Source organism: Rhizobium sp. R711, from assembly GCF_002211365.1.
Classification (GTDB): domain Bacteria; phylum Pseudomonadota; class Alphaproteobacteria; order Rhizobiales; family Rhizobiaceae; genus Rhizobium.
Genome location: NZ_LOKZ01000001.1, coordinates 717,440 through 736,416, shown reverse-complemented (window position 1 = coordinate 736,416; position 18,977 = coordinate 717,440). Strand labels below are relative to the sequence as shown.

The window sequence follows — 18,977 nt, the reverse complement described above, 5'->3', positions numbered from 1 at the left end:
TTGCAAGACCGGGTGCTTTTCATTAAAGGCTCGCCATGACCCAGACAGCACATCCAGACAGCGTACTCATCGTCGATTTCGGCAGCCAGGTAACCCAGCTGATCGCACGCCGCGTGCGCGAAACGGGTGTCTACTGCGAGATCGTTCCTTTCCAGTCCGCCGAAGAAGGCTTCAAGCGCCTGCAACCGAAGGCAGTGATCCTGTCCGGCAGCCCGGCCTCGACGGTCGATGAAGGATCGCCCCGCGCACCCCAGATCATCTTCGACAGCGGCCTGCCCGTCTTCGGCATCTGCTACGGCCAGCAGACGATTTGCATGCAGCTCGGCGGCAAGGTCGAGAGCGGCCACCACCGCGAATTCGGCCGCGCCTTCCTCGAAGTCGATGAAGATAGCGAACTGTTCGAAGGCCTGTGGTCGAAGGGCTCGCGCCACCAAGTCTGGATGAGCCACGGCGACCGCGTCACGGCACTGCCTGAAGGCTTCAAGGTCGTCGCGACTTCGCCGAACGCGCCTTATGCCTTCATCGCCGATGAGAAGCGCAAATATTACGGCGTGCAGTTCCATCCTGAAGTCGTGCATACGCCTGATGGTGCCAAGCTGATCGCCAACTTCATTCACAACATCGCCGGTATCAAGGGCGACTGGTCGATGTCGGCCTACCGCCAGAAGGCGGTCGAAGCGATCCGCGAGCAGGTCGGCGACAAGCGTGTCCTCTGTGCCCTCTCGGGTGGCGTCGATAGCTCCGTTGCGGCGTTGCTGATCCACGAGGCCATCGGCGACAAGCTAACCTGCGTGCTCGTCGATCATGGCCTGATGCGCAAGGACGAGGCGGCCAGCGTCGTCGCCATGTTCCGCGAACACTATAACCTGCATCTGATCCACGTCGACGCTTCCGACAAGTTCATCGGCGAGCTCGAAGGAGTTTCCGATCCCGAGACGAAGCGCAAAATCATCGGTCGCCTCTTCATCGAGACCTTCGAGGAAGAGGCGAAGAAGCTCGGCGGCGCCGACTTCCTCGGCCAGGGCACGCTTTATCCCGATGTGATCGAAAGCGTTTCCTTCACCGGCGGCCCGTCGGTGACGATCAAGTCGCACCACAATGTCGGTGGCCTGCCGGAGCGCATGAACATGCAGCTCGTCGAGCCGCTGCGCGAGCTCTTCAAGGACGAAGTGCGCGTGCTCGGCAAGGAACTCGGCCTGCCCGACTCATTCATCGGCCGCCACCCCTTCCCCGGCCCGGGTCTCGCGATCCGCTGCCCGGGCGGTATCACCCGCGAAAAGCTGGAGATTCTGCGCGAAGCCGACGCCATCTATCTCGACGAAATCCGCAAGGCCGGCCTCTACGACGCGATCTGGCAGGCGTTCGCCGTGCTGCTGCCGGTCCAGACTGTCGGCGTCATGGGCGACGGCCGCACCTACGAATTCGTCTGTGCGCTCCGCGCCGTGACCTCGGTCGACGGCATGACCGCCGATTTCTACCACTACGACATGGAATTCCTCGGCCGCGCCGCGACCCGCATTATCAACGAGGTACGTGGCATCAACCGCGTCGTCTATGATGTGACGTCAAAGCCGCCCGGCACGATCGAGTGGGAATGATTTTTACCTATCCGACAGTATCCCATTGTACGCCACGGCACTACATAAATCATTGATATGTAGTCGAAAATGCTCCGGCATCTATCGCGATCTATCGAGGGGCAAGCCTCGCACTTGACGGTATAGGGGACGGTATGGGCTAACTTGTTCGGGATATCGTGACGCTGATTTTTGCTTTTGCGATCCTTCATGGCGAGAAGATCGCAAACCCCGCGGACGAGGTTGGACCTGCATCAATCGCGACCTTCGTACCCAAGGACCGATCACTTTCCCCCTCGGAGATACGTGTCATGCTCGGGCAGCTTGAGCATGTTCCGACGCTGCCGACAATACGGCTGGGAATGAAGCTGTTTCTTCTGACGATGGTTAGGAAGAGCGACCCGGAGGATGCGACATGGGACGAGATTGATCTCGAGAACGCAGTCTGGTCGATACCCAAAGAGCGTATGAAGCGATCCAAGGCGCACAATGTACACCGGCCGCAGATTGAGGCGCGCAAGCGACTCCTGATCGCCGGGCGTGACGTCCGTGTCCGTCACCGGACCGGCGCGGGTGACGATCCCGCCGACCAGCCCGCCCATGGCTGCTGTTTTATCCACTTCTCCTACCGGAGCTGCGTCCTTGGCTTCGGTGACTGTCAGTGAGGACAGATCGGAAGCGCTGGCGATCCAATCGGGCAGGTCGCCGCGCGGCAGCCGCTTGATCTTGACCTTCCGCCGGCGGTCCAGATCGATCGTCTGGCTGCCCAGATGCGCGAAGATCGAAAGGTTGAAGTAGCGCTCGAGATAGGCACGGGGCGACGAAGCGCCCGAAGAGACCCGACAGGGCAACCTTCATCTCGCGCGCCTGGCCGAGCGGTTCACGGAAAATGAAGGGAGTGCCCACGCCGGTTGGCGTCAGGAGCGCGTCGAGAATAGACCATGCGCCATAGGCGGCGCCCGGCGTCTGAAGCACCTCGCGAATGCCAGCGTCCTCGATATCCGCCACGTCCAGGTCGACGGTGGCAGCGTTGACGGGGCTGGCGGACGGTGGATCGAATGTGTGAAGGAAGGTTCTCGTCATAGGGCCAGCGCTCGCGTTAAATCCTCATGCTCGAAGGCGCTGGCCATGCGGTTGATCTCGGTCGAGCGTGCGCCGGCCGCCTTTGCGGTCTCGCGCCACGTTGCGGTCACGGTCGCCACATCCTTGATGACCGTGCGAGCCTGCGCCAGCGTCAGGGCGAAGAACTCTGAGGCCTCCTCCAAGAGGTCGAGCGAGCAGGTGCCCTCATCGAGATCGATGTTGGTCGTCAGCACTCGCGCCTTGATATCGGTCGGCACCGGATTGAGGTCATAGGCGGGGGACAGCGACCATCCGGCCTTGCCGAACCAGAGGAAGCCGTGATTGCGCAGATGATCGTCGACATTGGAGATCAGCACATTGAAAACCACACGGCGATAAAGGGCGTGGGCATCGGTCTTTCCATGCGCGCCATGCTCGGCCAGAGCGTCGACGATCTCGGGATAGCTGCCGCGCTCACCATCCTTGGCGCCCATCATCGCCATCGCCGACAGGAAGGGAATTCGGACCGCGCCATCGCGGTCGAAGCGTCGGGACAGCATGACCTTCTTGCCGGCGACATCGATCAGTTCGTGGAGCGGCGTGGCGATGCCGGCCTGGCCGGCCAGTCGCAGGGCGATCTCCTCCCATGTCTCCATGCTGTAGTCGTCGGTCTCCTTCGGGAATTTGGCGATCGAGAGATGACCATGCTGGTCGACGACCGATGCCTTAGGTCGTGCTCCGCCAAGCGACGAACCGGGCGCGAAGATGAGTTGGAGGTCCTCGTCAGTTTCCTCATCGCGCAGGATGCGTTCGGTGATCTGGAGCAGTCGGCCGAGTTCGATCAGGGCGGGCACACCGGCGCGGATCGGCGCTTGGAATTGTTCTTCGTCGACCCAGCGGAAGCGAAGCGCGCCAAGTCGGGTTTCGTCGGCGACACCGAGCAGATAGTCGCTTTCGACCAGGGTACGCACGGCGCGTCCATCGCGGTCGGCGCTGCGCCGCTCCGAACGTTGCATGAGGCGGCGGCCCCAGGTGTCGGGCGCGGAATCACCGATGGAGCCGAAGGTGGCGAGACCAGCGGGTGGCGCGAAGGCGCCGCGTGTCAGGGCCAGAGCCGGCTCCAGCGAGAAGCGATCCGGGTCCTCAAGCCAGGCGCGATCATATTCGAACATGATGGTCTCGGTGCCACGGACGCGGCTGCTCCGCGCCAGCCCGATCGGGCGCGTGTGGCCGTGAAGGTCGAGATGAACCTCGAAATCAGCCATCGCGCGACGCTCCGGACGGCCGCTTGGGGTGGGCGTGTTTCGGCAATTCAGCGCTGGCCAGCGCTTGGCCAACGCTGTCGTTGCTGATGTCGGCGATCTGGCTCAATCCTTCGAGGAGACCGAGCGCCTGAAGGACGCCGGCATAGATGCCGATGCTGACGTTGGTATCGCCGGCCTCGATCTTCTGGAGGGTCGAACGCGACGTGAAGGCTCGCTCGGCCACGACGGACATCGGCAGCCGCCGACGCCGACGGGCGTCGTGGATGTCCGCGCCAAGCTTGCGCAACGCGCGCCGCACCGCGGCGGGAGGATTGTGAGGTGTCGGCATTTGCCACCTTCGCACTACATATTGGAGGAATGTGTAGCACGAAGCTTACAATTGTTCCATAGGAGGATTTGGGCCGATTGGTTCGTCGCCCGATTGGAAAAAACACCTATGACGGTATAGCTCTAAAAGGCGCGAATGCCGGCCAGAGTACAGTGGCGTAGAAGCGGCGAGGCGCACGGAATGAGCAGTTTGCGCATCGCGGTTCCGTCGTCGGCGATAGATGGCGGAACCGCATATGGCCAAAAAAAGCCAATGATTTCATAAGCGCCGCATTTTGTCGGTGTCCCCAACGGTATAGCTTTGGGCGAAAAATATTTTTCCTAGCGAATTCAAATGGTTAGTATTCTAGGAAACAATCGAGTGGGCGTGACCGACGACGCTCTGACGAAGGTCGGAAGAGAGCGCCGAGCCGTGCTTTCGGTCAATAGCTTCATGGCGCTCACCGAGGTGCTGCGTAGAACCGATCTGATCGCCGTCGTTCCCCGCCGGCTGGTGTCGGGCGGCGACGGCCTCGTTGCGTTTGAACCTCCAGTCGATTTCCCTGGCTTTACCAAGCTCGCCGTGTGGCACGAGCGCACGCATCGTGATCCGGGCCACCGCTGGGTGCGATCGATCCTCTTTGAGGCCTGCGGTGCTCTGGGGAGCGAATGACGGCCCTGTTTGAGATCGAGATTGTCCGGCAATTTCGATCAGAAATCGAGCGACTGCTGGCTAGGCTTCGGCGGTGCCAGGCTCACACCTTCGAGTTCAAGCATCCTCTGCTTGGACGATGATCCGCCTGGAGCGGAGAAGCCCCCGATCTTGTTTCCGGCCGCCAGAACACGATGGCAGGGGATGATCAGCGCAACGGGATTTTTCGCCATCGCCTGACCGACGTCGCGGGCGGCCTCGGGACCTGCGCCAAGCTGCTTTGCAAGAGCACCATAGGTGGTCGTTTTACCCCAGCCGATCTGGCGTGCGGCGTCATAGACTTGCTTGAAGAACGCATCTTGACCAGCAAGGTCGACCTTCACGGTCGAGAAATCCGTGGGCTCTCCGCTGAAATAGCGCTTCACGGCCACGACAGCCTCGGCGACGGCAGACGGCGGCGTCGCGGGCTCAGCACCCGGAATGCGGCGCAGAAGCAGCCGTTCGGTTGCCTCTGCACTCGACGTCGGCAGCTGAAACCGCGTGATGCCGACATCACTCCAGGCGATGCCGCAGAAGCCGCCGGCCGTTTTGAAAATCAGATAGTGCATTGCCTGTGGCATGGGTCATTGCCTCCCTGCTGGGTCACTCCGAAGATCGTGCCGCGACAGCCTGAATTCAACCCGTTTCTTGCGCAGGGCAAGCTTTGTCGTATCGATCACTCGAAGTTATGTTCTCTTTTTGTTCTTGTCGTTTCAAGATCAAATGTTACGATCCAGGTCTTCCATGACGAATGAGGAACGGGCCGTTGCCCAGGAACCGATCATGCGCGAGAGCTTGCAGGCATCTTTCGATTTCGCTGCGCCGAAGACGCGCCAACAGCCATCGCGCTTCGACAGGGAGAGTCTTTTCTTTGCGATACTGCCGGACGCACAGTCGCTCGACGAATGCGTGGCGATCCAACAGTGGCTGCAAGCAGGATTACCTTCCCCTCGCATCGCTACGGCCGCCGGCGGTCGTCCCACGTCTCGCTCTATTGTGTCGGCAAGAGCGCCCGCATTCCGGATGCGATGATTGCGGCGGCACGCCGGGCTGGAACGGCCATCGAGGCATGTCAATTCGAGCTGGCCTTCGACCATGTCATCACCTTCCTGCAGCCGCAAAACAACGCGATCGGGCTTGCCGGCAATGGCGGGCGGGAGCTGTTGCGGCAGCTGCATGTGCAGATCGCGATCGAGATGCAGCGATTGGGCGCAGACGCCAATTTGAACCCGAACTTCAACCTCATGCCACCCTGCTCTACGACAAGGACGTGGTGCCGCGGATAGCCCTGCAGAAGCCGGTCGTGATGGCTGCGCGCGAATTCGTTCTGCTGCACAATCGCCGGGGTCAAGCTAGCTACCAAGAACTCGGGCGCTGGCCGCTTCATGCGCGCGGATAACACCTTGCCTCAGCCTATCGAAGTCGCTTAAAGCTCCTGCGACAAGGCATGAGAGCGGAGACCGACATGAACACGTCCGAGATCGTTATTGCCGGCGACACGGCGGGCATCGAGTGGCGTTTGCCGGTTCTTCGTTTCAAGGGCAGCGACCCGAAGGCACCGAAAGTCTACATTCAGGCGGCCCTGCACGCCAACGAGCTGCCGGGTACGGCATTGGTCCATTTCCTGTGCGAGAAACTGCGGCAGTCGGAAAGTGCCGGCCAGATCAAGAGCGACATCATCGTCGTCCCGCATGCCAATCCGATCGGAGCCGCACAGTCTCATTTTGGCGAGCTTCAGGGCCGTTTCGATCTTGGATCGCGCACCAATTTCAACCGGGAATTTCCGCTGATCTCGGTGAAGGATCGCGACGGGCTGCTTGAGGACCTCGAGCGCCTTTCGGCCGTCGACAAACTGAAGCGCCAGCTGCTGCATATGGCGCTCGGCTGCGATCTTGTGATCGATCTGCATTGCGATGATGAATCGCTCGAATATGCCTATATCGACGAGGCATTCTGGCCGGAGGCGGCCGATCTCGCATCAGCGATGGCAATGGGGGCCGTACTTCTGTCCGATGGCGAGAGTTCCGCCTTCGAGGAGGCCGTCGGCTTTGCCTGGAAATACGAGACGCCGGAGAAGCAATCGCGCCTGCCAGGTAAGCTGTCCGTAACCGTCGAGCTTCGCGGCCGCCGTGATGTCTATCCTGAGATGGCGAAAAAGGATGCCGACGGATTGTGGAAATTCCTGGCGAGCCGCGGCGCAATCGACGCCGCCATCTCGCTGCCCGCCTTCGATGGTCCCGCCGTGCCGCTCGACAATATCGAGATGGTCCGTGCGCCGGAGGCCGGCACGGTTCTCTTCCATCGCAACATCGGCGAATGGGTTGGCGAAGGCGATGTGCTTGCCACGTTGATCACCCGCCCCGGCATGGCTGACGGCTGCATCGAGATTCGCGCGCCGCAGGCTGGCCTGATCGTGATGCGCAGCTCTCAGCGGCTCGTTCGCCGCGGCGCCGACATGATGAAGATTGCTTGCAAGACCGCCAGCAAGGCGACGCGCAAACCCGGAACGCTGGAGAACTAAGTGACCGTCACCATCTACGGCATCAAGAACTGCGATACCATGAAGAAGGCCCGCAGCTGGCTGGAAGAACATGACGTCGCCTACCGGTTCCATGACTACAAGGCTGTCGGGATCGATCGCGCGCACCTGCGGGCCTGGACGAAGGAAGCCGGGTGGGAAACGGTGCTCAACCGGGCCGGCACGACCTTTCGCAAGCTGCCTGAGGCCGAGCGCGAAAATCTCGACGAGGGCAAGGCGATCGCGTTGATGCTGGAGCAGCCATCGATGATCAAGCGGCCGGTTGTCGAGGCAGACGGCAAGTTGCTCATCGGCTTCAAGCCCGAGACCTACGGCAGCTTCTTCAAGGCCTGATCCATGTCCAAAACCACGCGCGCCACACAGGTTCTGAGCAAGGCCGGGATTGCCTTCACGGTCCATACCTACGACTACGACCCGAATGCGGAGCGCGTCGGCCTGCAAGCTGCGGAAGCGCTTGGCGAGGAGCCTCATCGCGTGTTGAAGACGCTGATGGCGGAGGTCGACGGCAAGCCCGTCTGTGTTGTCGTGCCGTCCGATCGCGAGGTCAGCATGAAGAAGCTCGCAAGCGCCTTCGGCGGAAAGTCGGCCAACATGATGAAGCCTGCCGATGCCGAGCGCCTGACCGGCTATCACGTCGGCGGCATCAGCCCGTTCGGACAAAAGAAGCTCGTCCCAACGGCAATCGAAGAGGGGGCGCTTGCCGAGGCGCAGGTCTATATCAACGGCGGGCAACGCGGGCTGCAGGTTCGGCTTGACCCGAAGGACGCGCTGAAGACACTGAAGGCTGCAGCGGCGCCCCTCATTGCCTGAAGTCAGCTGAAGCGTGCCAGCAAAGAGGTCAGCGTCGCGGCATCGGCCTCGCTCAGCTTGGCGCCAAAGTTATCCTCGATGGCCTTGGCATAGACCGTCCACATGCGCTTCTGCAGCGCCCGCCCCTCCTCGGTGACGACCACCCACTGCCCACGCCCGTCCTGATCGAAGGTCTGTCGCTGCACCAGCCCCGCCTTCTCGAGGCGGTCGATCAGTCGCGAAAGATTATACTGGGCAAGCAGCGTTCGCTCTTCGATCTCGAAGGGCCGTAATCTGCCCTGCGGCGATCGCACGAGTTCCCAGAGCACGTCGTACCAGCCGAGCGGCGGCAGTCCAGCCGATTTGAGATCTGCTTCGATCTGACCGAGTAGCCGCTGCTGAGCCCGCATCAGCCCGATCCAAGCATCGACCACCGTATCGGAGGGCGTCGCATTGTTCGTCTTTTCATTCATACATGCATTTACATCTATCTTGAATCTTGGCGCAATGGCTATTACATGCAATTGCATCTACAATGGAGATTGCCACGATGGATCATCTACTACCTAAAGAATCCGGCTCGGCTCTGCTGCTCGTCAGCCACCATCTTTGCCCCTACGTACAGCGCGCCGCGATCGTGCTCGCGGAGAAGGGAGTGCCGTTCGAGCGCGTGAATATTGATCTCGCCGACAAACCGCGCTGGTTTCTGGAGATCTCGCCTCTCGGCAAAGTGCCTCTGCTTTGCATTCGCGACGGCAACGGTAATCTAGATGTGCTCTTCGAAAGCAGCGTGATCTGTGAGTATTTGGAAGAGACGCAGGACGGCCGCCGCCTTCATCCGGCCGACCCGCTCACACGCGCGCGCCATCGCGGCTGGATGGAGTTCGGCTCTTCAATCCTGTCCGATCTCTGGGTCTACGAAACGACACAGGATCGCGGGCAGTTGGAGGCGAAGCGGCAGGTGCTCGCATCAAAGTTTGCGACCATCGAAACGGAACTGAAAAACGGCCCCTACTTCGCGGGCGAGGACTTCAGCCTGGTTGATTCGGTGTTTGCGCCGATCTTTCGCTACTTCGACGTCTTCGACGCCATCGGTGATAGCGGCATCTTTGCCGGCCTGCCCCGCGTCCAGGCCTGGCGGACAGCATTGTCCGATAGACCAAGCGTGAAGGCCGCGGTCGAACCCGACTATGCCGACCGGCTGATGGCCTTCCTGAAGCGCCACGACGCGGTGCTGTTGCAGCAACCGTCCGCCTCGGCGGCCTGATCCCGGCGAAGGCCGATGGCGGCAAAGAGCTGCCATCGGCCGACAAGCAAGCTTCAATTTCGCCGCAAAGGGGTCTAAGTCTACCGGCCAATACGTTTCGTTCAAGGAGTGACCGATCATGAACTTCATGCCGCAAAGCCAAACCTCCGTGGACCCCGTAAAGCTTGAGAAATTGGCGGAAGTGGCCGTCAAGGTCGGGCTTCAGTTGCAGACGGGCCAGGATCTCGTAATCACGGCCCCCGTCGTCGCCCTGCCTCTCGTCCGCCTGATCACCAAGCATGCCTATATGGCAGGTGCTGGATTGGTGACGGCATTCTATTCCGACGAGGAGTCGACGCTCGCGCGCTACCGATACGGCAACGATCAGAGCTTCGATCGCGCTTCCGACTGGCTCTACGCCGGCATGGCCAAAGCCTACGCGAGCGGCACTGCCCGCCTCGCCGTTGCAGGCGACAATCCGATGCTACTTTCGGAGCAGGATCCGGCCAAGGTTGGCCGTGCCAACCGGGCGAACTCTGCCGCCTACAAGCCGGCATTGGAGAAGATCTCGAATTTCGACATCAACTGGAACATCGTCTCCTATCCCAATCCGTCCTGGGCGGCGCTGGTCTTTCCTGACGATCCGGAGGCCATCGCGGTTGCCAAGCTCGCCAAGGCGATCTTTGCGGCATCACGCGTCGATGTCGAAGACCCGATCGCTGCCTGGGTCGAGCACAATGCCAACCTTGCCAAGCGCTCGAACTGGCTGAATGGCGAACGCTTCGCCTCGCTGCATTTCACCGGCCCCGGCACCGATCTGACGGTTGGCCTTGCGGACGGCCACGAGTGGCACGGCGGCTCATCGACCGCCAAGAACGGCATTACCTGCAACCCGAACATTCCAACCGAGGAAGTCTTCACGACGCCGCATGCGCTGCGGGTCGAGGGCCACGTTTCGAGCACCAAGCCACTGTCTCATCAGGGCACGCTGATCGACAATATCCGGGTTCGCTTCGAAGGCGGCCGGATCGTCGAGGCAAAGGCTTCGCGTGGCGAGGAAGTTCTGAACAAGGTGCTGGACACCGACGAAGGGGCGCGGCGTCTCGGCGAAGTGGCGCTCGTGCCGCATTCCTCGCCGATCTCGGCCAGCGGCATTCTCTTCTACAACACATTGTTCGACGAAAACGCCTCGTGCCACATCGCGCTCGGCCAATGCTATTCGAAATGCTTCGTCAATGGCGCGAACCTGACGCAGGAGCAGATCAAGGCCCAGGGCGGCAACTCGAGCCTGATCCACATTGACTGGATGATCGGCTCGGGCCAGGTCGATATCGACGGCATCAGGCCGGACCGGTCGCGCGTTGCGGTGATGCGTCAGGGCGAGTGGGCCTGACGGTCATCGTTCGCTGGCTGAGCCAGACGCTTGCCAGCACCATCGCAAAGCCGAAGAGCTGCGCGGACGTCAGGCTTTGTCCCAGAGCCAGCCAACCGAGAAGGGTGGCCGTCACCGGGCTTAAGAAACCCAATGAGGCCGCAGCGGACGGCTCGATCCGCGCGAGCCCCCGAAACCACAGCAGATAGGTGATGGCAGCGCCGATCAGGCCAAGATAGGCCATGCCGAGCACATTGGCTGTGGTCGGCACCGGCAGTGCGGGTTCGAAGAAGAAGGCGACGGGCGCGAGCAGGATGCCGCCGGCCGTGAGCTGCCACGCGGTAAAGGCAAGGTTCGATACCGGCGGGACCCAACGTCGCGTCAGTACCGTACCGAACGCCATCGAGACCGCACCGGCGATGCCGGCGACAACACCGATCGGGTCGAGCGCCGCATTGGGCGTGAGCACGAGAAGCGCCACACCTGTCATACCGACCATGCCGGCCCCAACCGCAATAGCGTGGATCGGCCTGCCGAGGAAGATCCGCGATAGCAGGATGACGATGAGCGGTTGAATGGCCCCAATGGTCGCGGCGACACCGCCCGGCAGGCGATAGGCCGACACGAACAGCATTGCCCAGAAGAACGAGAAGTTGAGGCTGCCGAGCAGGAATGCGCGCAGCCACCAGATCCCGTGCGGCAGTTGCCGGACGATTGCAAGCAGCAGGAGCCCGGCCGGCAAAGCGCGCAGGAAGGCGACCGTCAGCGGATATCCGTGCGGAAGCAAGGAGGTAGTGACGACATAGGTGCTGCCCCAGATCGTCGGCGCCAGCGCCGTGATCAGCACATCGGAAAGCGGCGTTCCAGTTTTCTTCATCTCAAGAATCTTTATATCAAGATAAATGCAGTGTAGCGCCATTTATCTTGACGTCAAGATATGCCGTGATAACAGTCTCCTCAGAAGAACGGGCTGGCCGATGGATCGCGTCGACAAGATACTTGCGCAATGGAAAAAGGAGCGTCCCGACCTCGATACCGAGGCGATGGGCATCATGGGCCGGCTGAAACGGCTGACGACGCATCTCGCCCGCGAGGTGGACCAGGTGCTGCAGCAGCAGGGGCTTTCCTCCTCGTCCTTCGATGTGCTGGCGACCCTCAGGCGCTCAGGCGCGCCGTACCGGCTCTCACCTGGCGATCTGCTCTCGATGACGATGGTCAGTTCCGGCACCATGACCAATCGGATCGACCAACTGGAGAAAGCCGGGCTGGTCGAGCGCGTACTCAATCCCGACGATCGGCGAAGCGTCCTCATCGCCCTGACTGAAGCGGGACTTGCCGCCGTGGAAACTGCCGTCGGAGCCCACGTCGCCAATCAGCAGCGGTTGACGCAGAGCTTCAGCGTGGAGGAGAAGGCGCAGCTCGACACCCTGCTGCGCAAGTTTCTGGCGACATTCGAGTAGCCGGGCCTGTCGCGCCCATCACCGGCGTCGGCCCTTAGCCATCGGCGCGGAAGACAACGGCCTTCCGGTCTTTGGCCTCAAATGTTCAGGTCGACCCAGATGGCCGCATGATCCGATGCCGCGTGTTTCGGCTCGGTCAGTTCCGGATAGGTCTCCCAGCGTTTTGGTCGACTTCCAGGCCAGGCGCCTTTGCGGAAAACGCCGCCGCGCTCAACCTTCTCGAAAAGGTTCGGCGACAGGAAAAGATAGTCGATCTTGTTTCCGACGTTGCCAAGCCCGAAAGTACCGGGAAAGCCGCCATCGTCGAACGCCGGATGCGTAAAGGCATCCCGGAGCGTGCTGTCCTTCAGCGGCGCCAGAGGAGCGCTGTCCGGCGTATCGTTCAAGTCGCCGATCAGCGCGATGTGATCCAATCCTTCGGCAATACGCTTCTCATAGATCTCTCGCGCCCGTTGCGCTTGCGAATGCCGGCGCGCGTCGGAGGACTGGGCGCTGCCGAAACCCTTGCTCTTGAAGTGGTTGACCATGACAAGCAGTGTCGTTCCCTCGGGCGTTGTCACGTAATATTCGGGGCAATCGCGCGAGAAGATCGGGTTGCCTGCCGCGTCCCTATCGTCGACATGGCTGCGCATAATGTCGAGCGCGAAACCCTTTTGCGTCATCAGCCCGACATCGATACCGCGCTCGTCATTGCCGTCGATCACCATGACCTGCGTGAACGGGTTGCCACCAACGGCCGGCAGTACCTGCGTGTTGAAGGCCGTCAGGACCGGCCGGCTCTCGACTTCGACGATGCCGAGAATGTCGGCCTTGAGATCGCTCATGACACGCGCGGTGTTTTGCATGGCGATCTCGTTGATCGGCTCGTCACGCAATTCCAACGATCCCACCCAATCAATGCGGCCATTGGCAGTGATGACCACACCGCCGGCCGTTGGCCGCTTCAAAAGACTGCCCCGATTACGGCGAAGGATGACAAAGGGGCCAGTATCGCTCCTCTCCATGCCAAGTTCGACAATGAGCGTCGCCATGCGCGCTTTGTCGGCGTCGCTGTAGGTCACCTGACCCAGCAGCTTCTCCAACTCGGCAAAGCGGTCAAGAACAGCCCGGCCGTCCGCCCACGTATCCAAATTCATCGCCTTTGCGCGGTCGAACAGGTTTTCGACGTTGAACGATGCAAGCCTCATGTCTTTCCCTCCCGTTCAAGAGCAGAATGACACGCATATGTTGCATTTCAATGATGTCGGCGCTGGAATGGACCGCAACGACTACCTAAAATAGGCTTCCCTGCTTCGGCGGGACTTGTTCATCTTGCGGCTTGGCGGCTCGCTTCTTGGACGTGGAGGGCGCAGCCCCGCCTTCGGTCGTCATCGCGCCCACATGGCCATCCGCAAACTCGATGGAAATGCCCATGCCCGGCGACAACATCGCCGCCTGTGACACCGGCTTGTTTTCGTCGTCGCGAATGACCGCGTAACCGCGCTTCAGCACATTCTTGTAGGACAGCGACTGCAGCACGCGATCCTGAGCCGTGACGTCGCCGCGTGCGCGCGTCAGCTGGTGCCTTACCGCCGTATCGGCGTGGCGCGACAGATTGGCGAGGTGGTCGCGCAGGCGAGCGGTCTGCGTTTTCAGGCGTGCCGGGAGTGCCGCAAAAGTAGCGTCGGCGCGGCCAACCCGTGCTCTCGATCGATCGATAAGGCGCTCGATCGTCCGCTCGGCGCGGGTCATCCGTTCATTCAGAAATTGGCGACGCTCGGTGATGCGGTTCGACAGGACATCCGGACGCAAGTGCGCGGCGGTGCGCTCGAAGCTACGGCGCTTGTTGATCGTGTTGAGTTCAAGGCCGCGACCAAGACCGGCGGCCGCCTCGTCGAAGCGGCGACGCGGCAGTGCCAAGAGTTGATCCAGAGAGGGCAGCGCGCGGACCAAAGCCCGTACGGACTGACGATGATGATCCATGCGGCGGCTCATGCAGCCCTGCAGACGCGCGGCAAGCGCCGCCGTCTGGGCCTCCAGTTCGGCCTTCACGGGAACCGCCATCTCGGCCGCACCGGTCGGCGTCGGTGCACGGACATCGGCAGCGTAGTCGATCAGGGTCCAGTCGGTTTCGTGACCGACTGCCGAAATCAACGGAATCTGGCTCTCCGCCGCGGCGCGCACAACGATTTCGTCGTTGAAGCTCCAGAGATCCTCGAGGCTGCCGCCACCACGCGCGACGATCAGGACGTCCGGACGCGGCATGTCCCCCCGCACATCGAAGCTGTTGAAGCCACGGATCGCATTCGCGACTTCCTCGCCGGAGCCGTCACCCTGCACTTTTACCGGCCAGACAATGACGTGAACCGGGAAACGATCGGAGATGCGGTGGAGAATATCGCGAATGACAGCACCCGTTGGCGAGGTCACGACACCGATCACCCTCGGCATGAACGGCAGCCGCCGCTTGCGGGACGGGTCGAACAGGCCTTCGGCGCCAAGCCTGCGCTTGCGCTCTTCGATCAGCGCCATCAGCGCGCCAGCGCCAGCCGGCTCGAGCGTTTCGATGACGATCTGATACTTCGATGAGCCTGGGAACGTGGTCACCTTGCCGGTGGCAATCACCTCCATCCCTTCCTCGGGACGGAATTTCAGCCTGGAGAAATTGCCCTTCCAGACGACGGCATCAATACGCGCGCGATCATCCTTCAAGGAAAAATAGGCATGGCCGGACGAGTGGGGGCCTCTGTATCCGGAAATTTCGCCACGCACGCGCACCTGGTCGAAGGCAGTCTCGACGGTGCGCTTGATCGAGCCGGAAAGTTCCGAGACCGAGTACTCGGTAAGATTGCTCGGCGAATCATTCTCGAAGACATTGCTCATCGTTCTGTTCTAGCCGATGAGGCGACAAAGAGCAGCCTCCAAAAGGGGACGATTTTTCTTGGCATTCCGGTAAAGAGAAGGGTGGCGCAGCCATTTTCTCATACATAGTAGAGACTTAGGCGTATTAACGACTTAGTCCTGGCGATCAGGAAAGTCGACGATCGACTACCTCTCGGTTCTACCCGGTAATCCCTGCCAAGCGATGATCGGACAAATGACAAGAGGAGTGGCCATCTCTGACCGCTTCGCCTCCCATGCGCCCTCGCTCACCGGTCCTGCGAGCGCCGGCTTCGCCCTCCCCCCAATGACCATGTCGACCTCGTCGAAATCACGAGGGCACTCTAAGTCGGCATTGGAGGACACCTGGTTCGTCAAAAGGGCAGCCGGACAGACCCTCATCAAGCATTCTCGGGCTGATTTAGGGCGTCCGCCATGGCAGCAGATTGCGACTGTGTCGATTACAAATACTGGGGAAAGCGGTAACAAGCGGCTCGATTAATTGTTCGAAAAGACAGACGGAGCTATACTGCGCGAACGAGGAGATGGTGATGATCGCTCTGACGGCCACCACACTGGGTTTCGTTACTGCACCAATGCGCTCGATATTTTCGATGGTGTTGGTCGGTTTCCTTGTGTGCGCGGTCTATGCCTGCGCAGCCTGGGTCTCGACCACATCCATTCTTGATCTCACAGCGGCTATTGGCTGCTACGACAGCGGCCTTTTGATCTGCCTTCTCGGTCTCTACACTCTCGACCGCGTCCGCGATCGTCGGCGCTTCGTCTAAATCTACGAGCCAGCAGGCACATAACGGAAGAACCGAATTGGCGCGCCATCAGGCGTCGGCATGGGCTTCAGATAAGCCGGGACGAGGCCTTTCTCCAGTTGCGCGTAGAGGCCATCCGGCTTCATCTTGGCAAGCTCCTTTGTCTGCGGATTGTCGGCGCAAAAGGCGAGAACGGTGACGCCCGCGCCTTTTAGGAACGCCTCCGCTTCCCGTGGCTCCGCCAAGCCGATATGCAGTTCCGTCAGCATGCCTCCCTGGTTTCGATGGTAAGGCGCGGCCAGTATCCGATTGTCCGTAAAGCGGAGAATCGAGACACCGACGTCGGACGGCGCAACCACAAGGCCCGCGGGCACTTCAGTCAACGGCGCCAGAGACGACTTCGATGTGCAGGACGGTTTTGTGGATGCTGGCTGGAGGATGCTTTCGCCATTCTCCACCTGCATGCCGATAAGTCCTCCGACGAGCCCCCAAACCGCCGCCACGCTCATGAGAACCGTGGAAAGATAGCAGAAGGCGGCGGCAACATTTTCGCTATCGCCGGCCGACATCCCGCGCAGGTCGATGATCAGCAATGTCAGCGGCAGGATTGCAAGAAGATTGGAAAACATCGTGCCGCGCACCTGAACGGCGGCGATTGCCAAACTCACGCCGAGGAGAAAAAGCAAGACCAGATGGACCCGCACCCGATCCCCGTGAGCGAGGCGGAAGACACAGACGGCAAGTGCGAAGACACCGGTCGAATAGAAGAAGCCTAGCGTAAAGGGCTCCTGCCTATTGAGTGCAAGGATCGACTGTGCCTCTTGCACGCCGTCCAGCCAGAGCTTGACAAGAAGCGGGTCAAGATCAGCGAGCGGATTGCGGAGGCATTGGGGAGCGATCGTGATGGCGGAGGCAAGCACAACCGCGCCGATCGCGCCCAGGGCGGTGATTCGCAACAACCGGTTTGCATTGCTCGCAAAAGTAGCAGCAAAGAGCAGCAGCCCGCCGCCGATCGCAGCGAGACTGTAATAACCGAGCGACAGGTTATCGCAGGTGACCGCCGAATAGAGACGCGGCGGAACGGTGCCGAAGAAAAGCAGGCTGATCGACAGAGCCAATGCGAGCCCGAAAGCCTTGGCTGCACGCGCAAACGGCTCGCCTTCCCAGGCCCACGAAACCGAGACAACAACGCATACCGATGCTACGAAAGGCGTCGTTTCAGCCCCAATCGCGATTGCAGTCGCGGCCGCCAAACCGGCTATGGCATAGTTCAGCGGCCGATAGTTTTCCTCGAGCAACATCGCAGTCATGATGGCGACCAACGCGAACTGCGCGTTGTGGTGGTCGATTGCGCCCGGCAGAAATCGGTTGCTCGGAACCAAGAGAAATGCGGTCAGGCCCAGCGCGATGTGCATTCCGAACGTGCCGCCGATGCGGCGGCCAGCAAGTCCCATGGCCCACAGGCTGGGGATGGTCAGCGAAAGCGGCCAGACGGCGAGTGCAAGCGCTTCCGCGCGCTGCGGCGACGCAAGCATGCCGAAGAACCTGATCAGCATCGCGATTGGGAGATCGATGAGCCGGGACCAGTGCATCAAAGTGCCCGCGCCGAGCCCCATGCGATACTGCATCAAGTCGAACCATCCCTGCCCGTTCAGGAAGTCGCGCACCTCGACCAGCCGCATTCCGTCATCGTTATCCGCGCCGACATAGTCCGTTGCGCCGGGCAGTTTCAATGCGAGGATCGCAGCAATAAGAAAGGCGCTGTAGAGCAGCACCGATGGCCATAGCCCGGTCATCATGGTGCGCAGTTTGGCAGCCGACCATACCGATGCGGGAGCATCAACCACCTGGGCAACATTTGTCATGAAGCAGATCTCACTGTTTGAGCGCCGAAATCCTACCCCTCTCCTCTCAAGAAACCGTAAAAGCCCTGCTGACAGCCGGTTTTCGTGGATTTCATAGCTACTTGTTAACGGCCGCCATCTATTCTCGTCCGGATTTCTCGCCACGGGTGTGATCATGACTGGATCGCGTATCGACAATCTGAATATTGCCGTGCTCTTGCCCTGCTATAACGAGGCCGCGACGATCGGCTCCGTTGTTCGGGGCTTTAAGTCCGCGCTCCCGGGCGCTCCCATTTATGTCTACGACAACAATTCCACGGATGGCACCGCGCTCCACGCGATGCTTGCCGGCGCCCATGTCGTTCGCGAACGGCGGCAGGGCAAAGGTCACGTTGTCCGGCGCATGTTCGCCGACATCGATGCCGACATCTATATCATGGCCGATGGCGACGGGACGTACTCGCCTGACGATGCCGAGGAACTGATCCGTACGCTGCTGACCGAGCGCGCCGATATGGTCGTGGGCACGCGGCGCGGCGTGCATGCGGATGCCGGCAGACAGGGTCACGCCTTCGGCAACAAGATCTTCAACATGCTGTACCGAACGATCTTCGGCACTGATTTCACTGATATCTTCTCAGGCTACCGCGTGTTCTCGCGGCGCTTCGTCAAGAGTTTCCCCGCCGTCTCGGCAGGCTTCGAGATCGAGACGGAAATGTCCGTGCATGCGTCGCGCCTGAAACTGCCCGTCAGCGAGCTGGAACTGGATTACGGCCGCCGACCCGAGGGCTCCCACTCGAAGCTTTCAACCTTCAAGGACGGCGCCAAGATCCTCTGGATGTTCGCCATGCTGATGAAGGAAACGCGGCCGTTCGCCTTCTTTGGGATCATAAGCGGCTTTTTCATGCTGTCCAGCTGTGCTTTCATGACGCCGGTGCTGATGGAATACTTTGAAACAGGTCTGGTCAACCGGATGCCGACCTGGGTCCTGTCCATGGCACTGATGATGATCTCCTTCATGGTCTTCACCGCTGGTCTCATTCTCGATTCCGTTGCGCGCTCGCGCTCCGAACAGCTACGCATCTTCTATTTGAATGTCGCAGCTGGCAGTGACGGATCGACGGCGTCTGCGCCCAAGACAACCCCGCACAACAGCAAGACGGCCCGCATCGCATGATCGCTCGGTGTAACACGGCACAA

At 60.8% G+C, this 18,977-nt stretch carries 19 protein-coding genes and 1 pseudogene; 12 read left to right on the top strand and 8 right to left on the bottom strand.

Annotated elements, in window-relative coordinates; translation table 11 throughout:
- Positions 1 to 35 precede the first annotated feature (35 nt).
- Together guaA and ATY80_RS29395 are read left to right on the top strand one after the other, a co-directional pair.
- The gene (gene guaA / locus ATY80_RS03520) at positions 36 to 1,598 is read left to right on the top strand and encodes a glutamine-hydrolyzing GMP synthase (RefSeq protein WP_088691067.1); all 1,563 of its coding nucleotides are present in this window, start codon (positions 36 to 38) and stop codon (positions 1,596 to 1,598) included.
- Positions 1,599 to 1,744: 146 nt separating this feature from the next.
- Positions 1,745 to 2,074, top strand: a pseudogene (locus tag ATY80_RS29395) (integrase); the annotation flags it as partial.
- A 582-nt stretch (positions 2,075 to 2,656) separates the two neighbouring features.
- On the opposite strand, the gene ATY80_RS03505 reads toward ATY80_RS29395, so the two are convergent.
- Together ATY80_RS03505 and ATY80_RS03500 are read right to left on the bottom strand one after the other, a co-directional pair.
- Positions 2,657 to 3,904, bottom strand: a complete 1,248-nt coding sequence (locus ATY80_RS03505; protein WP_088691066.1) for a HipA domain-containing protein — start codon at positions 3,902 to 3,904, stop codon at positions 2,657 to 2,659.
- Positions 3,897 to 4,232, bottom strand: coding sequence for a helix-turn-helix transcriptional regulator (locus ATY80_RS03500; protein WP_088691065.1), 336 nt, complete (start codon positions 4,230 to 4,232; stop codon positions 3,897 to 3,899). Before ATY80_RS03500 ends, ATY80_RS03505 begins: the two co-directional genes overlap by 8 nt.
- Before the next feature lie 360 nt (positions 4,233 to 4,592).
- Here ATY80_RS03500 and ATY80_RS03495 point away from each other — a divergent pair, with 360 nt between their 5' ends.
- Positions 4,593 to 4,883: a LysR substrate-binding domain-containing protein gene (locus ATY80_RS03495; RefSeq protein ID WP_210190809.1), complete on the top strand. Its 291-nt coding sequence runs from the start codon at positions 4,593 to 4,595 to the stop codon at positions 4,881 to 4,883.
- Positions 4,884 to 4,921: 38 nt separating this feature from the next.
- Here the strand turns inward: ATY80_RS03495 and ATY80_RS03490 are convergent, their stop codons facing one another.
- Positions 4,922 to 5,482: a methylated-DNA--[protein]-cysteine S-methyltransferase gene (locus ATY80_RS03490; protein WP_088691063.1), complete on the bottom strand. Its 561-nt coding sequence runs from the start codon at positions 5,480 to 5,482 to the stop codon at positions 4,922 to 4,924.
- Positions 5,483 to 5,824: 342 nt separating this feature from the next.
- On the opposite strand from ATY80_RS03490, the gene ATY80_RS29390 reads away from it, so the two are divergent.
- From ATY80_RS29390 to ybaK, 4 genes are all read left to right on the top strand, one after another.
- Positions 5,825 to 6,187, top strand: a complete 363-nt coding sequence (locus ATY80_RS29390; protein WP_245306744.1) for a hypothetical protein — start codon at positions 5,825 to 5,827, stop codon at positions 6,185 to 6,187.
- Between the two features lie 179 nt (positions 6,188 to 6,366).
- Positions 6,367 to 7,422: a succinylglutamate desuccinylase/aspartoacylase family protein gene (locus ATY80_RS03480; RefSeq protein WP_088691062.1), complete on the top strand. Its 1,056-nt coding sequence runs from the start codon at positions 6,367 to 6,369 to the stop codon at positions 7,420 to 7,422.
- Positions 7,423 to 7,773 (top strand): ArsC family reductase, encoded by a 351-nt coding sequence (locus ATY80_RS03475; protein ID WP_088691061.1) that lies wholly within the window; start codon positions 7,423 to 7,425, stop codon positions 7,771 to 7,773.
- Between the two features lie 3 nt (positions 7,774 to 7,776).
- Complete coding sequence (gene ybaK, locus ATY80_RS03470) at positions 7,777 to 8,250, top strand: Cys-tRNA(Pro) deacylase (RefSeq protein ID WP_088691060.1); 474 nt, start codon at positions 7,777 to 7,779, stop codon at positions 8,248 to 8,250.
- A gap of 2 nt (positions 8,251 to 8,252) precedes the next feature.
- Here ybaK and ATY80_RS03465 read toward each other — a convergent pair whose 3' ends face one another.
- Positions 8,253 to 8,702: a MarR family winged helix-turn-helix transcriptional regulator gene (locus tag ATY80_RS03465; RefSeq protein ID WP_088691059.1), complete on the bottom strand. Its 450-nt coding sequence runs from the start codon at positions 8,700 to 8,702 to the stop codon at positions 8,253 to 8,255.
- 77 nt (positions 8,703 to 8,779) lie between these two features.
- Between ATY80_RS03465 and ATY80_RS03460 the strand changes: the two genes are divergently transcribed.
- Positions 8,780 to 9,496 carry a glutathione S-transferase family protein gene (locus ATY80_RS03460; RefSeq protein WP_088691058.1) on the top strand — a complete coding sequence of 239 codons (717 nt, stop codon included), beginning with the start codon at positions 8,780 to 8,782 and terminating at the stop codon, positions 9,494 to 9,496.
- A gap of 118 nt (positions 9,497 to 9,614) precedes the next feature.
- Entirely contained in the window at positions 9,615 to 10,868 is a 1,254-nt protein-coding gene (locus ATY80_RS03455; RefSeq protein ID WP_088691057.1) for an aminopeptidase, read from the top strand.
- On the opposite strand, the gene ATY80_RS03450 is transcribed toward ATY80_RS03455, so the two are convergent.
- Positions 10,816 to 11,724 carry an EamA family transporter gene (locus tag ATY80_RS03450; protein ID WP_088691480.1) on the bottom strand — a complete coding sequence of 303 codons (909 nt, stop codon included), beginning with the start codon at positions 11,722 to 11,724 and terminating at the stop codon, positions 10,816 to 10,818. The genes ATY80_RS03455 and ATY80_RS03450 overlap by 53 nt on opposite strands.
- A 100-nt stretch (positions 11,725 to 11,824) precedes the next feature.
- On the opposite strand from ATY80_RS03450, the gene ATY80_RS03445 reads away from it, so the two are divergent.
- Positions 11,825 to 12,307 (top strand): MarR family transcriptional regulator, encoded by a 483-nt coding sequence (locus ATY80_RS03445; RefSeq protein ID WP_088691056.1) that lies wholly within the window; start codon positions 11,825 to 11,827, stop codon positions 12,305 to 12,307.
- A gap of 77 nt (positions 12,308 to 12,384) precedes the next feature.
- Here ATY80_RS03445 and ATY80_RS03440 read toward each other — a convergent pair whose 3' ends face one another.
- A complete protein-coding gene (locus ATY80_RS03440; protein ID WP_088691055.1) occupies positions 12,385 to 13,494 on the bottom strand; it encodes an endonuclease/exonuclease/phosphatase family protein in 1,110 nt (369 codons plus the stop codon).
- Positions 13,495 to 13,579: 85 nt separating this feature from the next.
- Complete coding sequence (gene xseA / locus ATY80_RS03435) at positions 13,580 to 15,169, bottom strand: exodeoxyribonuclease VII large subunit (protein ID WP_088691054.1); 1,590 nt, start codon at positions 15,167 to 15,169, stop codon at positions 13,580 to 13,582.
- 548 nt (positions 15,170 to 15,717) lie between these two features.
- On the opposite strand from xseA, the gene ATY80_RS03430 reads away from it, so the two are divergent.
- Positions 15,718 to 15,954: a hypothetical protein gene (locus ATY80_RS03430; protein ID WP_088691053.1), complete on the top strand. Its 237-nt coding sequence runs from the start codon at positions 15,718 to 15,720 to the stop codon at positions 15,952 to 15,954.
- 2 nt (positions 15,955 to 15,956) lie between these two features.
- Here ATY80_RS03430 and ATY80_RS03425 read toward each other — a convergent pair whose 3' ends face one another.
- Complete coding sequence (locus tag ATY80_RS03425; protein ID WP_088691052.1) at positions 15,957 to 17,798, bottom strand: hypothetical protein; 1,842 nt, start codon at positions 17,796 to 17,798, stop codon at positions 15,957 to 15,959.
- 154 nt (positions 17,799 to 17,952) lie between these two features.
- On the opposite strand from ATY80_RS03425, the gene ATY80_RS03420 reads away from it, so the two are divergent.
- Positions 17,953 to 18,954: a glycosyltransferase gene (locus tag ATY80_RS03420; protein WP_088691051.1), complete on the top strand. Its 1,002-nt coding sequence runs from the start codon at positions 17,953 to 17,955 to the stop codon at positions 18,952 to 18,954.
- Positions 18,955 to 18,977 lie beyond the last annotated feature (23 nt).